A 16,819-nucleotide genomic window follows, 5' to 3' on the forward strand; every position below is an offset into this window, starting at 1 on the left:
TCCGGCAGGACCGGGGGCGGCGTCGCCCTTGAGGACCACTGTCGCCCCGGCCGGCCGCCGCCGTGCCGGGGCGACAGTGCGTTGCGCCGCCATCCCTGTGGGCTTCGGACCGCCGCCCCTGTGGGCAATCGGGCCGCCCCAGAGGGGCGGTCCCGGTGCGGGCAGCACCTCCCCACCGCCCACCCCGAACCCCGCACGACCCGCGATGACCAGTTCCGTCACATCGGCGCAACGATCTTGAGACCCTCAACCCACCACCCCGCCCGCCCGCGCAGCCCACCGCCCCGCCCGAAGGAGCCACCATGTCCGCCCCCGTAGCCACGACCGGATCCGCCGCGCCCCGCCCGGACGCGCCCGACCCGGCGACGCTGCAGAAGCTGGAGCGCGCACTGCGGGAGGCCGTGCCGCACGGCGAGGTCGCCTTCGGGAAGCGGCGGCGCTCCGAGTACGCGCAGGACGCCTCCGTGTACCGGCAGGTGCCCGCGGCCGTCGTGCTGCCCGCCGACACCGACGAGTTGGCCGCGGCGCTCGCCGCCTGCCACGCCCTCGACGTCGCCGTCACCCTGCGCGGTGCGGGCACCTCAATCGCGGGGCAGGCCGTCGGCGACGGCGTCGTCATCGACACGTCGCGCAGCCTGAACCGCATCGTCGAGATCGACGCCGAGGCGCACACCGCCCGCGTCGAACCCGGTGTCGTCCTCGACCGCCTCCAGGACGCCTGCAAGCCGCACGGCCTGCGCTTCGGCCCCGACCCCTCCACGCACGCCCGCTGCACCATCGGCGGCATGATCGGCAACAACGCCTGCGGCACCCACTCGGTGGCCTGGGGACGCACCGCCGACAACGTCGTCGAACTCGAGGTCCTCACCTACGACGGCGAGCGCATTCGGCTGCGCTCCCTCGACGCCGACGAACTGCAGCACGTCATAGACGAGGGCGGCCGCACCGGTGAGATCCACGCCCGCCTGCGTGATCTGCGCGACCGGCATCTGGCCATGCTGCGCACGGAGTTCGGCCGCTTCCGCCGCCAGGTCTCCGGCTACAGCCTCGAACACCTGCTGCCGGAGAGGGGCTTCGACCTCGCGGCAGCGCTGGTCGGAACCGAAGGCACCTGCGCGGTCGTCGTCTCGGCCACCGTCAAGCTCGTCGACCTCCCGGCCCGCCGCACCCTCGTGGCCCTCGGCTTCGCCGACCTCCCGGCCGCCGGCGACGCGGCCCAGCACGTGCTGCGCCACGAACCCATCGCCTGCGAGGGCCTGGGCGGCGACCAGGTCGCGGCGCTGCGCCGCAACGTCCCCGACGCCCGCCCCGAGGAGATGCTGCCCGAGGGTGCGGGCTGGCTGCTGTGCGAGTTCGGCCACGCGGACGCGACGCCCGACCCCGAGGCCGAACAGGCCCGCGCCGACGCCCTGTTGAAGGACACCGGCGCCGTCGACGTACGCCTCGTACAGAGCCCGGCCGAACAGGCCGCCCTGTGGCGCATCCGCGAGGACAGCTCGGGCCTCGCCACCCGCGCCCCCGACGGCTCCGAGGCGTGGCCCGGCTGGGAGGACTCCGCCGTCCCCGTCGAGCACCTCGGCGACTACCTGCGCGACCTGGCCGGGCTCCTGGAATCGCACGGCCTCCAGGGCACCCCGTACGGCCACTTCGGCGAGGGCTGCGTGCACATCCGCATCGACTTCGACCACGCGACGGCCGAAGGCGTGCGCACCTTCCGTACGTTCATGAAGGACGCCGCCGAACTCGTCGCCCGGCACGGCGGCACGCTCTCCGGCGAGCACGGAGACGGGCAGGCCCGCGCCGAATTCCTCCCGCTCGTCTACAGCGAGGAGGCCATCGACGCCTTCGGCGAGTTCAAGGCGATCTGGGACCCGGAGAACCGGCTCAACCCCGGCATCCTCGTCCACCCCCGCCCCGCCGACGAACGCCTGCGCATCACCGCGGGCCACCGCCCCACCCTCTCGCTCACCACCACGCTCGCCCTCGCCGAGGACGACGGCGACCTCACGAAGGCGCTGCGCCGCTGCGTCGGCATCGCCAAGTGCCGCACCGCGTCCGGCGGCGTGATGTGCCCCAGCTACCGCGCCACCGGGGACGAGAAGGACTCCACGCGCGGGCGCGCACGCGTGCTGTACGAAATGGTGCAGGGCGACGTCATCACCGACGGCTGGCAGTCGGAGGAGGCCGCCGAGGCACTCGACCTGTGCCTGTCCTGCAAGGGCTGCAAGAGCGACTGCCCCGTGGGCGTGGACATGGCCTCCTACAAGGCGGAGTTCCTGCACCACCACTACAAGGGCAAGCGCCGCCCCGCCTCCCACTACGCACTCGGCTGGCTTCCCCTGTGGTCCCACCTCGCGGGCCTCGCACCGAGCCTGGTCAACGCGGTGACGCGCAACAAGAAGGCCGCCACACTTCTTAAGAAGGCGGGCGGCATCGCCCCGGAGCGCCCCGTCCCGCCCTTCGCCGGGCGCCGCTTCCGTACGAGCTTCAAGAAGCGCCGCAACGCGCCGGCACCCGGCAGCCGGGGCAAGGTCCTCCTCTGGCCCGACACCTTCACCGAGTTCATGTCGCCCGAGGTCGGCCGCGCCGCGGTCCTCGTCCTCGAACACGCCGGCTTCGAGGTGGTCCTGCCGCCCGACCGCCTGTGCTGCGGCCTGACCTGGCACACGACGGGCCAACTCGACATGGCCAAGAAGGTGTTGGACCGCACCCTCAAGGCGGTCGACCCCTACCTCCAGGAGGGGATGCCGCTGATCGGCCTGGAGCCCAGCTGCACGTCCTTGTTCCGCACGGACGCCACGGAGCTGTTCCCCGACGACCCCCGCGCCAAGCGCCTGGCGGAGCAGACCATGACGCTCGCCGAACTCCTCGACCAGCGCGCCCCCGACGTCGACTTCGGCCGCCTCGACGACGTCACCGCCCTGACCCAGACCCACTGCCACCAGCACGCCACGCTCGGCAGCAAGGCGGACGACCGGGTGCTCGCCCGCGTCGGCGTGGACAGCGGCCGCCTCGACTCCGGCTGCTGCGGCCTGGCCGGCAACTTCGGTTTCGAGGACGGCCATTACGACGTGTCGGTCGCGGTCGGCGAACAGGCCCTGCTGCCGGCCCTGCGCGAGGCGGCCGACGACACGGTGGTCCTCGCGGACGGCTACAGCTGCCGCACCCAGATCACCCAACTCTCCGACCGCCGCCCACGCCACCTCGCGGAACTCCTCAGGGACGCGCTGCGGGCAGCGTCGAGGTGACCGAGGAGGTGCGCGCAATGTTCGGCGAGGCCCGCAGGGACGTCAGTTGACCTGCTCTCCCTGCGGCTCGCCGAGCTCGGCCGTCGGCACCCGGAACGTCTCCCGCAGCCCCCACGCGCACAGCGCCAGGACGAGCGCGGCCGCCGCGGAGTAGAGCCCGACGCCGATGGGGTTCCCGTCGAAGGCGAGCAGGAGCGCGGTCGCCGTATCGCCTGTACGGAACCGGCCGCTCCGCGCATCACGCAGGCGCATTTGAGGGAGCGGGAGTCGACGCGGCGATGAGCCGGGTGACCGATTCGCGTCCGCGACCCGCCGTATACCGATGAGTTCTGCCGCGCACGCCGGTCCATGAGTGTTAGTTGGTGCAGAGCCGACCGATGACGAGTGAAGAATCAGGGAGATCCGACATGCGTACGCTGATCAGCACGGCCTTCGTGTCCCTCGACGGAGTCATGGAGGCACCGGGCGGCGAGCCCGGGTACCGCAACTCCGGGTGGACCTTCAAGGGTGTCGACTTCGTGCCCGAGGCGTTCGAGATCAAGGGCCGGGAGCAGACCGAGGCGAGCGCGATGCTCTTCGGCCGGGTCAGCTACGAGGCGTTCAGCCCGGTGTGGCCGGGCATGGAGGAGTTCGCCGAGTACAAGCCGATGCCGAAGTACGTCGTGTCCACCACCCTCAAGTCCGGTGACATGGTGCCCGGTTGGGGCGAGACGTCGATCCTGCGCTCGCTCGACGAGGTCGCCGCGCTGAAGGAGACCGAGGGTGGCCCGATCATCATGCACGGCAGCGCCACCCTCAATCAGAACCTGTCGGACGCGGGCCTCATCGACCGCTACCACCTGCTGGTCTTCCCGCTGCTGCTCGGAGCGGGCAAGCGACTTTTCAGTGCGACGGACAAGGACACGCAAGCCCTGAAGCTCGTCGAGCACGAGGCGTACGCGAACGGGCTGCAGAAAAACGTCTTCGACGTCGTGCGCTGAGGTCCTCGCGGCGTTCCGTCACGCGTCGAAGTCGGTGGAGCGGGCGAGCTTCTCCCAGGTGGCCAACTCGGCGCGTGTGCCGTCGAGTTGGGCGGTGATCGCGTCGACCGCGTCGTTGCCGAGCGGCAGGCGCAGCGGCGGCTCGTCGGCGTCCACGGCGGTCAGGATGGCGGCAGCGGCCTTGGCCGGGTCGCCGGGCTCCTGGCCGCTGCCGCCCGGCAGTCCGGAGACGACCGGGCCCACGGTGTCCTGGTAGGCGTCCATGACCGGGGCCGGGGCCACCGCCTCGGTGCCGGCGAAGCCCGTGCGGAACGCGCCGGGCTCGACGATCAGCACCTTGATGCCGAGCGGCGCGACCTCGGCGGCCAGCGCCTCGGAGAGCCCTTCCAGGGCGAACTTGGTGGCGCAGTAGGCGCCGACCCCCGCGAACGCGAACCGTCCGCCCATGCTGGTCAGCTGGACGATGGTGCCCGAGCTGCGGCGGCGCATGTGCGGCAGCACGGCCCGGGTGAGCGCGGCCGGGCCGAAGAAGTGCAGGTCCATCAGGTCCCGCAGCTCCGCGTCCGTGGCCTCCTCGACCGCCCCGACCATGCCGCGCCCGGCGTTGTTGACCAGAACGTCGATCCGGCCGTGCCGTGCGGCCACTCCGTCGACCGCGGCCTGCACGTCGTCGATGGCGGTCACGTCCAGCGCCAGCGTCTCGACCTGATCCGGGTGGGCGGCGACCAGATCGTCGAGCGGCGCGGTGCGGCGGGCGGCGGCCACCACGACGTCCCCCGCGGCCACCGCCGCCTCGGTGATCGCCCGGCCGAACCCGCTGCTCGCTCCCGTGACCAGCCAAACCCTGTTCATGCTGTTCTCCTCGAACCGGGGGAGCCGCCGCTGTCGGTGGCCCCGCTGTGAACTACCTTGCGGTACAGACCAGTTGCCCGTCCAAGATCTGACGTGATAGCCGATGGTTATGGACGTTCATGGGCGGGACCTCAGGTACTTCACCGCGGTGGCCGAGGAGTTGCACTTCACGCGTGCGGCCGAGCGGCTGTACGTCTCGCAGCCCGCGCTGAGCAAGCAGATCAGGATGCTGGAGAAGCAGGTGGGGGCCGCGCTGTTCGAGCGTGACCGGCGCGAAGTGCGGCTGACCGAGGCGGGGGCGGCGCTGTTGCCGCACGCCCAGCGGATGGTCGCCGAGTGGGAGGCTGCGCGGGAGTCGGTCGCCAAGGTGGTGGCCGAGCGGGCGTCGGCCCTCGTGGTGGGCATGAGCACCAGTCCGGGGCGCGGGGGCGTGCTGCCGGCGATCCGCTCCCGCTTCACCGCCGAGCATCCCGACACCCGGCTCAGGGTCCGCCAGGTGTCCTGGGACGACTCGACCGCGGGGCTCGCCGACGGCACGAGCGACGTGGCGTTCGTCTGGCTGCCGCTGCCGGAACAGGAGCGCTACCGGTGGTCGCCGGTCGCCGAGGAGCCCCGCCTGGTCGCCATGGCCGAGACGCACCCGCTCGCCGACCGCGAGACCATCGACTTCGCGGAGCTCCTGAACGAGCCGTTCCTCGCGCTGCCCGACAGCGCGGGCCCGCTGCGGGACTACTGGCTCGCCACCGACGCCCGCGGCGGGAAACCCGCGGTCATCGGCGCCGAGGTGGCCAGCGCCGAGGAGACGTACGAGGCACTGGCCGCGGAACTCGGCGTCGTCCTGCTCGCGCTCGGTAACGCGCCGCTGGTCACCCTCGGCGGCGTCGTCACCCGCCCCGTCCACGGCATCTCACCCAGCCGCTTCGTGCTGGCCTGGCGCGCCGACGACCGCCGCCCGCTGGTGGAGGCGTACGCGCGCGCCGCCGCGGCCCTCAGTGACGGAACCCGTACTCCGACCACTTCTCGACCACACGCCGCCGGATGTCCTCGGGGAACGAATTCCGGAACGAAGCGGTGATCCCCGGTGTGTCACCGGCCAGTTGAGCGGGGAGCAGGCAGCTGATGACGGCCTTGCCACCGCGGCCCGAGCGCACCTCCTCCGGAGTGAGGTAGGGAACCATCGGGATACCGGGCGCCTGCGGGTACACGTACTCGCCGGTGCCGGGGTGGTAGCGCGTCGCCATCGCCCACACCAACTGGTCGATGTCGGTGACGTCGATGTCGTCGGCGACCAGGATCACCTTCGGGACGAGCCAGCCGGTGTGCGAGCCGAACAGCACCTCGGCGACGGCGTCGGCCAGTTGGTGTTCGCTCATCCGCATCCCGGCCAGCCGTCCGATGTCCAGGGAGACGGCGATCCAGCACGTCGCGGCCTCGTACGAGCACCAGGCCATGGAGACGGGCAGCCCGCTGGAGCGCAGCAGGTCCAGGCTGGTCGCCGAGATCATCGTGCCCCAGATGGTGTGGTTCTCCTCCGGCGGAAGCCCCGCCACGCACACCGGCAGGATGGGCTCGTCGCGATGGGTGACGGTCTCCACGTGGAAGACGGGCTGCGGCTTGCTCTCGGCGAACGAATACCCGTGATATTCGCCCATCGGCCCCTCGGGGGCGGTCTCGTCCGGGCTGATCCAACCCTCCAGCACGATCTCGGAGTTGGCGGGCACATGCAGGTCGTGCAGCTCGGTCCTGACGACGTCGACGGGGCTGCCGGCGAGGGCGCCCACATATCCGTCCTCGTTCACCTCGGCGGGCAGCGGCATGCCCGCGGCCGCCAGCGCGGCGGGCGGCGCGCCGATGACCATCGCCCAGGGCGTGGGCTCGCCGCGCTCCCGCCACATCTGGTGGATCATGCCGAGGTGCTGCTGCGGCATGGCGGGCCCGACGAGGGTGCGCGGCCCGTGCAGCATCGTGCGGCTGACGGACCAGCTCGTCCACCGGCCGTCGGGCGTGCGCACCACATGGAAGCCGTACGTCCCGAAGTAGCGGCCGCCGTCCTCGGCGTGCAGCAGCGGGACGGGGAAGCGGGTGAGGTCGACGTCCTCGCCGGTCAGGACGTTCTCCTTGCAGGGGCCTCCGTCCACGACGCGCGGAGCGAGGGGCTCGGCGTGCATCGCCGAAATGAGACGTTCGAGGAGTTCGCGCGGCGTGGTCTCGCGGGGGAGCCCGAAGTGCGCGGCGAGCCGCCCGTACGCGCCGTCGGCGCGACCGGTGAGGCCGGCCGGGGCGCCGAGAATGCGATGCCCGGGCGCACCCTCGGTGAGGTTGCTGAACAGGGGGGCGGGGCCGCGGGTCTCGTACACACGCCGCGTGATCGCGCCGACCTCGAGGGTGGGGCTGACCGGTTGACGGATGTCGACCGCGTCGCCGGCCTCGATCAACTCCTCGACGAAGTCACGGAAGTTGAGCGCGCTGCCGCGTTGCGTCATTGCAGACCCTTTCCTGCGGGCGAGGGCCGGTGGAGCCGCCCCTCCCCGAAGACATCACACACAGTTATTACGTACACGTCCTTCTTTCCTCACGGTAAAGTACGTGTACGTCCTAATCAAGCGAGGGGTCCCATCCGATGTCCGGTTCGACATCCCGTCCGCCGTCCCGTCCGCCGTCCCGAAAGAGCGCGCACGCCGAGGCACTGGAGGCGGCACTCGACGGGGTCGGGCCGCTCGCGCGCCAGCTGAACCAGCTGCACACGCGGCTCTGGTACGAGCAGGTCCACCAGGACCTCACCGGCCCGCAGTTCACCGTCCTGAGCCTGCTCGACCTGCACGGCGACATGGACCAGGGCACGCTCGGCACCCTGGCCCACCTCGACAAGTCGACGGCCGCACCGCTCCTCGAGCGACTGCGCCGGCGGGGCCTGCTGGACCTCGAGAAGGACGAACGCGACCGTCGCCGCAAGCTGGTCCGCATCACGGAGAGCGGCCGTCACCTGGTGACCCGCCTGGCGCCCGGCGTGACGGACGTGAGCGACCAGCTGCTGGACGTGCTCTCGGCGGAGGAGCGGGAGGAGTTCCTGCGGATGCTGCGGCGGGTGACGTTGCGTCAGCAGGGCTCGTGAACCCTCACGTTGTCACTTCGAGTTCGACGAGTTCGACGAGTTCGCCGGGTTCTCCCGCTGGTCGTGCACGATCGACGACGGGATGGACGCGTCGTTCTTGAGCGCGTTCCAGACCTGGTCCGCGTCCGGGTTCTTGGGGGCGACGCGGTTGGGGTCGCTGGGGGCGGTCTCGGTCGGGAGGGTCACCTGGGTGACGTCGTCCGCGCCGATGCCGGTCAGGCTCTTGCCGAGGCCGAGGAGGGAGCTCACCGAGTCCAGGCCGGTGTCCGTGGTCAGGGACTTCGTCAGGTCGGACGCGAGGTCGTAGGCCTTCTTGGGGTGGGTGACCAGGTCGAGGTCCTTCACCTGGTCGATGACGGCGGTGGCCATCTGCTGCTCCAGGGTGATGCGGTCCAGGTCCGAGCCGTCGCCGACACCGTGCCGGGTGCGGACGAAGGCGAGGGCCTCGTCGCCGTCGAGGTGGTGGGTGCCGGCCGGCTCGTCGAAGCCGCTGTCGGGGTCGTCGATGTCCTCGGTCGTGGTGATGGTGACACCGCCGATGTCGTCGATGAAGTCCACGAAGCCGGAGAAGTCGAGCTCTACGTAGTGGTTCAGCTCGAGACCCGACATCTGCTCCACGGTCTTCACCGTGCACTCCGGGCCGCCCTCGCTGTACGCCGAGTTGAACATGGCGTCCTGATGCGCGGGGACCGTGTCGCCGTCGCTGTCGGTGCACGCGGGGATGTCGACGAGGGTGTCCCGCGGGATCCACACGGTCTCGGCCTTGGTGTGGTCCTCGTTGATGTGCACGACGGCCGTGGTGTCCGAGCGCGAGGTGCCGCCGGTGTCGCCCCCGGCGAGGTCGCCGTTGTCACCGGAGCGGGAGTCCGAGCCCATCACGAGGATGTTCATCGCGCCGGAGTCGTCGGTGTCGGTCAGCACCTTGGACAGGTCGATGCCGGACACGTTGTGGTCCAGACGCCAGTACGCGCAGCCGGCCGTGCCGAGGCAGACGACGAGGAGGAGTGCGACGACCCAGATGACCCGGCGGACGATGCGCTGCTTGCGCGTGCGTTCGTCCTTGCGCGTGCGCTCGGCCTTGCGGCTCTGCTTGTCCGGGTTCCGCTTGGGCAGGGGGAACCGTCGTCCTTCGCGCGTGGCCATCGGTGAGGAACCTTTCATGGAGGGGCCGGCCCGGACCGGCGGTGGTGCGTGCGGCGGCCTGCCGGGACTCTCGTCGTCGGTGCGGGGAGAGGCGCTCAGCCGGGCGTGACGTCGCCGGGCGGCCTTGGGTGGGCGGTCGTGCGCTGCGGTGCACACGGACACTCCACTTCCGTCCCTATTACGGTCGCCCAGGGGGCGGGGTGCAGCACAGAGGCGAAGGGCCCGACCGGCCCGGGGCTTCCGGACCCGTGTGGCCCCGGTGAGAGGATCGGGACATGGCGACGAGCACCGTGACCGGAGACTTCGACCTGACCATGGACGAGCTGCGCGCGGTCGCGCGGTACGCCGTGCAGAGCGCCGAGCAGGTCCTCCCCGTGTTCGAGGCCGCGGCGCCGGACGACCCGCGGCCCCGCGCGGCCGTCGACGCCGCGTGGGAGTTCGTCAACGGCGCGAACCGGACGCGGCTCCAGCGCGTCACCTCGCTCGACGCACACCGGGCCGCCGCGGCGGCGGACACCGAAGCCGTACGGCTCGCCGCGCGCGCCGCGGGCGACGCCGCATCCGCCGCGTATCTGCACCCGATCGCGAAGGCCACGCAGGTCGGCCACATCCTGCGCGCCGCCGCGTGCGCGGCCCGTGTGGCGGAGCTGGCCGCGGGCGGTGACCCGGAGGCGGGGGAGCGGGACATCGAGCGGGCCCGGCGGCGCGCCACTCCCGTCCTCGTCGACGTGCTGAGCCGGTACCCTGCGGCGCCTCAGGGGAAGGGGCGCGTGGCGCACCTGATGAGCGCGCTCGACGCGTCGTTGCGTGGTCCGCGCCAGTAACGCGGAGGCGGCACCTTCCGGTGCTGGTGCTGGTGCTGGTGCTGGTGCTGGTGCTGGTGCTGATGTCGGTGCGGGTGCCTGGAGTCAGCCGCCGAAGCGCGGGTCCGTTTCCACGAGCCGGGCGAGGTTCTCCAGTGCCATCCGTGTGCCCGTCTCGTTCTGGTCGGCGGGCACGACGTCGGGGATCCCCTCGTGCAGCATCCGCACCTCGGTGCCGCCGCCCGCGTCGGTGAGCGTGGTGGTCATCGTCATCGTGTCGCGCAGCGCGGGATCGGCGGACTCGAAGGCGAGCACCTCGACCACCTGCTCGTCCGGCACGAGCCTGGCGAAGTGTCCGTGGTACGTGTCGGTGTGCGAGGCCGACTTTCCGTTCCCGGTCGGCGCGTCGTAGGTGAGCGAGACGCGGAACTTTCCGCCCTCGCGGGCGTCGAACTCGTGCACACGACTGGTCATGCCGTCGGGCACCCGCCAGTGCGCGATCGCGTCCGCGTCGATGAGCGCCCGGTAGACGGCGGCACGTGGGGCGTTCACGTGCTGGGTGAGCTCGGTCGAGTACATCGGCCGAGCGTAGCGTTGGGCCTTCGACCGCCCCGGCAAGACGCGAGGGCGAGGGAACGCGGGGACGCTTCGGCCGGTCCCGAAGCGTTGCGCGCCTAGCGTCGGTGGCATGAACCGAACCGTGCATGAGATCCCCCGTTACGAGGACGCGCGTGCGGCGCTGGCCAACCCGGACCTGGTGCCGGAGGTGCCGCCCGCCGCCGAGGGGAAGGAGGGCGCGTCCATGGCCTGGTTGCGGGCCTCGGTGCCCCGGTTCAGTTCCGGCGAGACGCACGCGCGGCGCCGGGCGCTGGTGGAGGCCGAGCTGGCCCGCCTCGACGTGGCGCGGCTACGGAAGGCGGCCACCCGGTGGCCCGAGGCCGAGGACGCGGCCCCGTACGTGGTGAGCACCCTCGCCGAGGCCCTGGGATACCGGGAACCCCACGCCGTGGCGGAGGCGATCGGAACCGTGTCCCGTGTCTACTTCGGCGGCGAGGACCCGGAGGCCGACGCGGCGGTGGCGCGCCTGGTGGAGCTGCTGTCCCCGTCGGGGGAGCTGGTGGGCGAGAGCCTCCGGCAACCGGGCCCCGATGGCCCCCGAGAGCCGGACGGTCCTCGGCAGTCGGACGGCCCCCGACACCCGGACCGCACCGAACTCGCCGCCGCCCGCATCTGCCTCCTCGTACAGGCCCGTGACGCGACCGCGGCCCTGGTGCGCCATGCCGACGCCGCCCCCGCGGCCCCCGCCGACATCACCCCCGCCCCCGGCGACGCCGCTTCCGCCGACACCCGCCCCATCGAGCAGATCCTCCACGAAACCCTGCGCAACGACCCACCCGTCCGTGTCCTGCGCCGCGTCGCCGCCCGCGACACCCGCGTCGTCGGCCGGGACATCGCCGCCGGGGATCTCGTCCTCCTGGACGCCACGGCGGCCGCCCCCACGGACGCCGACGTGCCGCTCGCCTTCGGGGCTCCGCCGCGCGTCTGCCCCGGCCGGGAACACGCCATGGCCCTGGCCGCGGGGGCCCTCGCGTACCGGCAGCCCTCGGTCACCCCCTTCGCCCGCCTGCACCGCAAGGACGCGCCGCTGTTGCTGCCGAACGCCTGGGACTGCGCCTCGGCCGCCGCCCTGGCCGGCGCCGGGTTCGAGGCCGTCGGCACCACCAGCCTCGGTGTGGCCGCCGCGGCCGGGCTCCCGGACGGCGCGGGTGTCACCGCCGACGCCACTCTCGACCTGGCCCGCCGACTCGGGCGCACCCCGCTGCTGTTCACCGTCGACATGGAGGGCGGATTCAGCGATGATCCGGAGGAAGTCGCCGACCTCGCCCGCCAGTTGAGCGCCGCGGGCGCCGCCGGGATCAACGTCGAGGACGGTCGCGCCGACGGCAGCATCACCCCGGTCGACCAGCACGCCGCGAAGATCGCAGCGGTCAAGGCGGCCGTCCCCGAACTGTTCGTCAACGCCCGCACGGACACGTACTGGCTGGGCCGTGACCGTGCGGACACCGAGGAGCGCCTCGCCGCGTACCAACAAGCGGGCGCCGACGGGTTGTTCGTGCCGGGCCTCGCCGAGCCCGACCGGATCCGCGACATCGCAGCCCGCTTCGAGCTCCCGCTCAACATCCTCTACTCGCCCACCGGGCCGACCCTCGACGAACTCGCCGCGCTGGGCGTCCGCCGCGTCAGCCTCGGTTCGCTGCTCTACCGCAGGGCGCTCGGCGAGGCCGTGGCCACCGCGCGGGCCGTCCGCGAAGGACGACGGCCCACCGGCGACACCCTCTCATACGGGGAAGTACAGGGCCTGTAGCAGGCCCATGCCCATGCCCAAGCCCAAGCCCAAGCCCAAGCCCAGGAACGGTCCCTGTAGCAGGCGGTCAGCGCTCCGGCGCGCGATTCGCGAGCGCCGTCGTCGTGCAATAGCCGATCGGGCCCGCTGCGTCGTACAGCGTGCAGTGCCCGACGGCGATGCCGTCCTCGGCCGTGTGCCCCGTCGCCTCCAGGCCGATCTCGTCGCTGAGCGGGAGCCGGCTCAGGGACAGGGTGTAGTCGGCGTTGATGTAGCGCAGGCCGTGGTCGCTCGCGTGGGCGAGGGGGCTCGCGGTGTCGGCGGCCAGCGCGGCGCGAACGAGCGGGGACAGGGCCTCCCCGCCCACCAGCGGCCGGGCGTCGCGCATCCAGGACCGCCGCCGCTGATCGCCGCTCCACTCCCGCACGGGCCGGAGCTCATCGTCGAACCGCAGGAACTGGGTGCGCCCGTGCGGGGCCAGCAGCTCCTGCGCCGGCGGCGCGTCCCACGGACCGGTCGCGGGAATGTGTCCCGGCGGCGGTGTGCCGGTGCGCAGCAGTACGGCACTGGCCCGCGCCAGCGGCTTCCCGTCGCCGCCGCGTACGACCGCGTCGGCCACGCGGATCCGCCGCCCGTCGCGGACCCGCTCCGTGGTGACACCGACGGGAGCGAACGGCGCGGTGCGGAACAGATCGACGGTGAGCCGCGCGAAGTGCAGCCCCTCCTCGGCGTGTTCGCGCTCCAGCGCCCGCGCGGCGAGCCCGCCCAGGAGCCGGCCGTGCACCGTGTCGGGCGCCCACCAGCCGCGCGCGTGCGACTCGGGCACGAACGTGTCCCCGCTCCGGGTGAAGTAGGGCGCCGCATCCTCGGTCTGTGCCACGTGTGTTCCTTTCAAAGTGCCTGGTGCCTGGTGCCTGGTGCCTGGCTGAGTGCGTGCGTCGGTGCGCGCGTCAGTGCGTACGGGGGTGAGTCGTCCGGAGCGGATCGATGTGCAACGGATCCAGCCTGCGGATCAGCGCGAGCGTGGCGTGACAGATCGCGTCCGCGTCCCGCTTGCGCGCGCACGTGCCGATCTCCCTCCCCGCCTCGCCGATGACGGAGGTGAGGACGCCGACCACCAGCCGGTCCACGGGTTCCTTGCCCGCTTCGAGCAGCACCGAGTTCTGCCGGATCCACTCGCGGCCGCGCGCCCGGCGCATCAGCTCGAAGCCGGGCGGGCCGTCGCCGTCCATCCACAGCTCGATCAGGTCACGCCGCCGCCAACAGCCCTCCAGGAAGCTGCGGGTGCCGACCAGGAACAGCTCCAGCGGATCCGTCTCGCCCGCCGCCCGCGCCGCGGCCACCGCCTCGGCCGCCTCGCGCTCGCGGGAGTTCTCGTAGTCCTCCCACAGCGCGACGAACAGCTCCGTCTTGCCGCCGAAATGGTGGTAGAGGCTGCCGACGCTCGACCCCGCCCTGCGCACCACCGCGACGATCGCCGTGTCGGTGAACCCCTGCTCGCAGAAGACCTCACGGGCGGCGTCCAGCAGGGTCCGACGGGTCTGTTCCGTGCGGCTCCACTGCCAGGCGTTGTCCTTGGCCGCGATCCGCTCCGCCTTGCGTGTCACCCGGTCGTCACCCCCTCCGTACCCACTGTTGCGCACCCACTGTCGTACCGAACCGAATTTTAGAATCAGCCAATTCTCTGCGCCAGAACCTCGGTTGAACTCGTTCCGACCTCTTGACCGACCGCCGGGCCGCGGGCAACTTGAACTCATTCCTAGATTCCCGTTCCAGGATTCCCGCATTCGGATTGAGGGGGCACTTCCATGGTCGACTTCTCGCTGTCCACCGAGGAACGTCAGATCAGGGACACCGTGCGCGCGTTCATCACCAAGGAAGTGATGCCGCTGGAGCAGGACGTCCTGCGCAACGAACGGGCAGGTCAGCCGGGTGTCGAAGCCGAGGTCGTCGCCGAACTCCGCGCCAAGGCGCGCAGGTCCGGCTTCTGGGGCGTCAACACCCCGGAGGAGTACGGCGGGATGAACCTCGGCGCCGTCATGTCGGCGATCATCGCGATGGAGATGGGCCGTACGTTCGTCCCCTTCAGCTTCGGTGGCAGCGCCGACAACATCCTCTACGCCTGCGACGACCAGCAGAAGCAGGAGTACCTGCTGCCCACCATCGAGGGCGAGCGCCGCTCCTGCTTCGCCATCACCGAACCCGGCGCCGGCTCCGACGCCCGCAACATCCGCAGCCGCGCCGTGCGCGACGGCGACGACTGGCTGATCACCGGCGAGAAGACCTTCATCACCGGGGGCAACGAGGCCGACTTCGTGATGGTGTTCGCGGTCACCGACCCGGACAAGGGCGCCGACGGCGGTGTCACCTGCTTCCTCGTCGACCGCGACATGGGCTGGAAGTCCGAACCGATCGAGACCATGGGCCAGTGGGGCCCGGCCTCGCTCGTCTTCGACGAGGTACGCGTCCCCGGCCGCAACGTCCTCGGCGAGGTCGGCAAGGGCTTCGAGCTCGCCATGCAGTGGATCGGCCAGGGCCGCTACCTCATCCCCGCCCGGGCCATCGGCTCCGCCGAGCGCATGCTCCAGATGGGCGTCGACTACGCCCGCCAGCGGCACTCCATGGGCCGGCCCATCGCCGACTACCAGGCGATCCAGTGGCACATCGCCGACTCCCAGGTGGAGATCGAGTCCGCGAAGTGGCTCACCCTGTACGCGGCCTGGCGCGTCCAGCAGGGCCTCGACGCCCGGCACGCCTCCTCCATCGCCAAACTCAACGGAGCGGTGATGGCCAACCAGGTCGTCGACCGCGTCCTGCAGATCCACGGCGGCATGGGCTACACCAAGGAACTGCCCATCGAGCGCTGGTACCGCGAGCTGCGGCTGCTGCGCATCTTCGAGGGCACCGACGAGATCCAGAAGCGCACCATCGCCCGCAACCTCATCAAGGGGCACGTACGACTCGGCGGGATCGGCGAGTGACCGGGCGGCGCCCGCGCATCCGGATCTTCCGGGTGCGCGAGCTCGACCAGTACCCGGACGCCGGACAGCGGATGCGCATCCTGTCGATGGCGGTCCTCGCGGTCCTCATCGCCTCCTACGAGGGCCAGATCGCGCCCGTGGTGCCGCTGCTCCTCGACGACCTGGACATCACGCTGACCACCTACGGCGCCGTCTCCGCGACGGCGCTCGTCGCCGGGGCCATCGCGTCGATGGTCGGCGGACGGCTCACCGACACCGTGGGCCGGGTGCGGCTCATCGTGCCGCTGCTGATGCTCACCGCGGGCTGCTGCTTCCTGATGACGACCGTCCACTCAACCGGCCAACTCCTCGCCGTGCGAGCCGTGTTGTCGGTCGTCGACGGCATGGCCATGGCGGGCACCGCGCCGCTGGTGCGGGACTTCTCGCCGCGGATGGGCCGGGCGCAGGCCTTCGGCTTCTGGACCTGGGGCCCGGTCGGGGCGAGTTTCCTGGCCGCCGCGGTCGCCAGCCTCACGCTGCCGTTGTTCGACGACTCGTGGCGCTCGCAGTTCGTCATCATGGGGGCGGTGTCCCTCGTGCTCTCCGTGGTGATCGCCTTCAACATCGCGGACCTCTCACCGGAACTGCGCGCCCGCATCGTGCAGTCCGAGCGGGAGACCCTCGGCCGCGCGGATCACACCCAACCGGCCCGTTCCCGCGACCTGTTCAGGCACCGCGCCATCTGGGCCCATGTGATCGGCATCGCGTCCTGGCTCGTGCTGTACGTGACACTCGTCGTGTACGGGCAGACGATGCTCGCGGAGAGCTTCGACCTCGACGCCGCGACGGCCTCGCAGATCATGGCGGCGTTCTGGACGCTGAACATCTTCACCCTCGTCCTGTCCGGCCGGTTCTCCGACCGGCTGCAACTGCGCAAGCCCTTCTGCGTCGCAGGAACGGTGGGCAGTGTGCTGCTCACCGGGTACCTGGCGGGCCTCGTCGGACGCGACGACGTCTCGCACCTGCACATCGCGATCACCGGCGCGCTCCTCGGCGGAGTGATGGGCTGCGCCTACGGGCCGTGGATGGCGAACTTCTCGGAGAACGCCGAGGACGTCGACCCACGCCTGCAGGGCACCGCCTGGGGCGTCTTCACCTTCCTGACCAAGGCGATGGGCGTGGTGGTGCTCATCGCCGTACCCCGCGTCGTCGAATCGCACGGCTGGCGGGCCTGGCTGATCGTCTCGCTGTGCTGCATGGCCGTGTTCGTCCCGGCGTCGCTGCTCTTCCGCGGCCCGTGGCGCCGGGCGAAGGCGGCGCCGGTGGAATCCCCGCAGGACACTGAGACCCCGGCCGCCGCCCCCGCGGGCGAGTGAC

The 16,819-nt window shown here is 71.7% G+C and carries 15 protein-coding genes; 8 read left to right on the forward strand and 7 right to left on the reverse strand.

Features of this window, described 5'->3' with window-relative positions; translation table 11 throughout:
- The first annotated feature begins 302 nt into the window (after positions 1 to 302).
- Positions 303 to 3,248, forward strand: a complete 2,946-nt coding sequence (locus OG746_RS44980; RefSeq protein ID WP_266725361.1) for an FAD-binding and (Fe-S)-binding domain-containing protein — start codon at positions 303 to 305, stop codon at positions 3,246 to 3,248.
- Between the two features lie 42 nt (positions 3,249 to 3,290).
- Here OG746_RS44980 and OG746_RS44985 read toward each other — a convergent pair whose 3' ends face one another.
- Positions 3,291 to 3,500, reverse strand: coding sequence for a hypothetical protein (locus OG746_RS44985; protein ID WP_266725363.1), 210 nt, complete (start codon positions 3,498 to 3,500; stop codon positions 3,291 to 3,293).
- Between the two features lie 155 nt (positions 3,501 to 3,655).
- Between OG746_RS44985 and OG746_RS44990 the strand changes: the two genes are divergently transcribed.
- Complete coding sequence (locus OG746_RS44990) at positions 3,656 to 4,228, forward strand: dihydrofolate reductase family protein (RefSeq protein ID WP_266725364.1); 573 nt, start codon at positions 3,656 to 3,658, stop codon at positions 4,226 to 4,228.
- Between the two features lie 18 nt (positions 4,229 to 4,246).
- Here the strand turns inward: OG746_RS44990 and OG746_RS44995 are convergent, their stop codons facing one another.
- Positions 4,247 to 5,080, reverse strand: coding sequence for an oxidoreductase (locus tag OG746_RS44995; protein WP_266725365.1), 834 nt, complete (start codon positions 5,078 to 5,080; stop codon positions 4,247 to 4,249).
- A gap of 103 nt (positions 5,081 to 5,183) precedes the next feature.
- On the opposite strand from OG746_RS44995, the gene OG746_RS45000 reads away from it, so the two are divergent.
- A complete protein-coding gene (locus OG746_RS45000) occupies positions 5,184 to 6,155 on the forward strand; it encodes a LysR family transcriptional regulator (RefSeq protein ID WP_266725366.1) in 972 nt (323 codons plus the stop codon).
- Here OG746_RS45000 and OG746_RS45005 read toward each other — a convergent pair.
- Complete coding sequence (locus OG746_RS45005) at positions 6,070 to 7,563, reverse strand: UbiD family decarboxylase (RefSeq protein ID WP_266725368.1); 1,494 nt, start codon at positions 7,561 to 7,563, stop codon at positions 6,070 to 6,072. The genes OG746_RS45000 and OG746_RS45005 overlap by 86 nt on opposite strands.
- Before the next feature lie 137 nt (positions 7,564 to 7,700).
- On the opposite strand from OG746_RS45005, the gene OG746_RS45010 reads away from it, so the two are divergent.
- Positions 7,701 to 8,192, forward strand: a complete 492-nt coding sequence (locus OG746_RS45010) for a MarR family winged helix-turn-helix transcriptional regulator (RefSeq protein WP_266725370.1) — start codon at positions 7,701 to 7,703, stop codon at positions 8,190 to 8,192.
- A gap of 12 nt (positions 8,193 to 8,204) precedes the next feature.
- Here the strand turns inward: OG746_RS45010 and OG746_RS45015 are convergent, their stop codons facing one another.
- Positions 8,205 to 9,335 (reverse strand): LCP family protein, encoded by a 1,131-nt coding sequence (locus OG746_RS45015; RefSeq protein ID WP_266725371.1) that lies wholly within the window; start codon positions 9,333 to 9,335, stop codon positions 8,205 to 8,207.
- 275 nt (positions 9,336 to 9,610) lie between these two features.
- Between OG746_RS45015 and OG746_RS45020 the strand changes: the two genes are divergently transcribed.
- Entirely contained in the window at positions 9,611 to 10,159 is a 549-nt protein-coding gene (locus OG746_RS45020; RefSeq protein ID WP_266725373.1) for a putative immunity protein, read from the forward strand.
- 84 nt (positions 10,160 to 10,243) lie between these two features.
- Here OG746_RS45020 and OG746_RS45025 read toward each other — a convergent pair whose 3' ends face one another.
- A complete protein-coding gene (locus OG746_RS45025; protein ID WP_266725375.1) occupies positions 10,244 to 10,717 on the reverse strand; it encodes an SRPBCC domain-containing protein in 474 nt (157 codons plus the stop codon).
- Between the two features lie 109 nt (positions 10,718 to 10,826).
- Here OG746_RS45025 and OG746_RS45030 point away from each other — a divergent pair, with 109 nt between their 5' ends.
- Positions 10,827 to 12,503: an isocitrate lyase/phosphoenolpyruvate mutase family protein gene (locus OG746_RS45030; RefSeq protein WP_266725377.1), complete on the forward strand. Its 1,677-nt coding sequence runs from the start codon at positions 10,827 to 10,829 to the stop codon at positions 12,501 to 12,503.
- 67 nt (positions 12,504 to 12,570) lie between these two features.
- On the opposite strand, the gene OG746_RS45035 is transcribed toward OG746_RS45030, so the two are convergent.
- The gene (locus tag OG746_RS45035) at positions 12,571 to 13,362 is read right to left on the reverse strand and encodes a thioesterase family protein (protein WP_266725379.1); all 792 of its coding nucleotides are present in this window, start codon (positions 13,360 to 13,362) and stop codon (positions 12,571 to 12,573) included.
- Between the two features lie 70 nt (positions 13,363 to 13,432).
- Positions 13,433 to 14,089, reverse strand: coding sequence for a TetR/AcrR family transcriptional regulator (locus OG746_RS45040; RefSeq protein WP_266725381.1), 657 nt, complete (start codon positions 14,087 to 14,089; stop codon positions 13,433 to 13,435).
- Between the two features lie 201 nt (positions 14,090 to 14,290).
- On the opposite strand from OG746_RS45040, the gene OG746_RS45045 reads away from it, so the two are divergent.
- Positions 14,291 to 15,463 (forward strand): acyl-CoA dehydrogenase family protein, encoded by a 1,173-nt coding sequence (locus OG746_RS45045; protein ID WP_266725384.1) that lies wholly within the window; start codon positions 14,291 to 14,293, stop codon positions 15,461 to 15,463.
- Entirely contained in the window at positions 15,460 to 16,818 is a 1,359-nt protein-coding gene (locus OG746_RS45050) for an MFS transporter (RefSeq protein WP_266725386.1), read from the forward strand. The genes OG746_RS45045 and OG746_RS45050 overlap by 4 nt, the downstream gene beginning before the upstream one ends.
- Position 16,819 lies beyond the last annotated feature (1 nt).

The organism is Streptomyces sp. NBC_01016, from assembly GCF_026341035.1.
Classification (GTDB): domain Bacteria; phylum Actinomycetota; class Actinomycetes; order Streptomycetales; family Streptomycetaceae; genus Streptomyces.

Bases quoted from the DNA above. Each gene is read 5' to 3' on its own strand.
- OG746_RS44980 (WP_266725361.1), top strand. From the start codon at position 303: ATGTCCGCCCCCGTAGCCACGACCGGATCCGCCGCGCCCCGCCCGGAC.
- OG746_RS44985 (WP_266725363.1), bottom strand. From the start codon at position 3,500: ATGCGCCTGCGTGATGCGCGGAGCGGCCGGTTCCGTACAGGCGATACG.
- OG746_RS44990 (WP_266725364.1), top strand. From the start codon at position 3,656: ATGCGTACGCTGATCAGCACGGCCTTCGTGTCCCTCGACGGAGTCATG.
- OG746_RS44995 (WP_266725365.1), bottom strand. From the start codon at position 5,080: ATGAACAGGGTTTGGCTGGTCACGGGAGCGAGCAGCGGGTTCGGCCGG.
- OG746_RS45000 (WP_266725366.1), top strand. From the start codon at position 5,184: ATGGTTATGGACGTTCATGGGCGGGACCTCAGGTACTTCACCGCGGTG.
- OG746_RS45005 (WP_266725368.1), bottom strand. From the start codon at position 7,563: ATGACGCAACGCGGCAGCGCGCTCAACTTCCGTGACTTCGTCGAGGAG.
- OG746_RS45010 (WP_266725370.1), top strand. From the start codon at position 7,701: ATGTCCGGTTCGACATCCCGTCCGCCGTCCCGTCCGCCGTCCCGAAAG.
- OG746_RS45015 (WP_266725371.1), bottom strand. From the start codon at position 9,335: ATGGCCACGCGCGAAGGACGACGGTTCCCCCTGCCCAAGCGGAACCCG.
- OG746_RS45020 (WP_266725373.1), top strand. From the start codon at position 9,611: ATGGCGACGAGCACCGTGACCGGAGACTTCGACCTGACCATGGACGAG.
- OG746_RS45025 (WP_266725375.1), bottom strand. From the start codon at position 10,717: ATGTACTCGACCGAGCTCACCCAGCACGTGAACGCCCCACGTGCCGCC.
- OG746_RS45030 (WP_266725377.1), top strand. From the start codon at position 10,827: ATGAACCGAACCGTGCATGAGATCCCCCGTTACGAGGACGCGCGTGCG.
- OG746_RS45045 (WP_266725384.1), top strand. From the start codon at position 14,291: ATGGTCGACTTCTCGCTGTCCACCGAGGAACGTCAGATCAGGGACACC.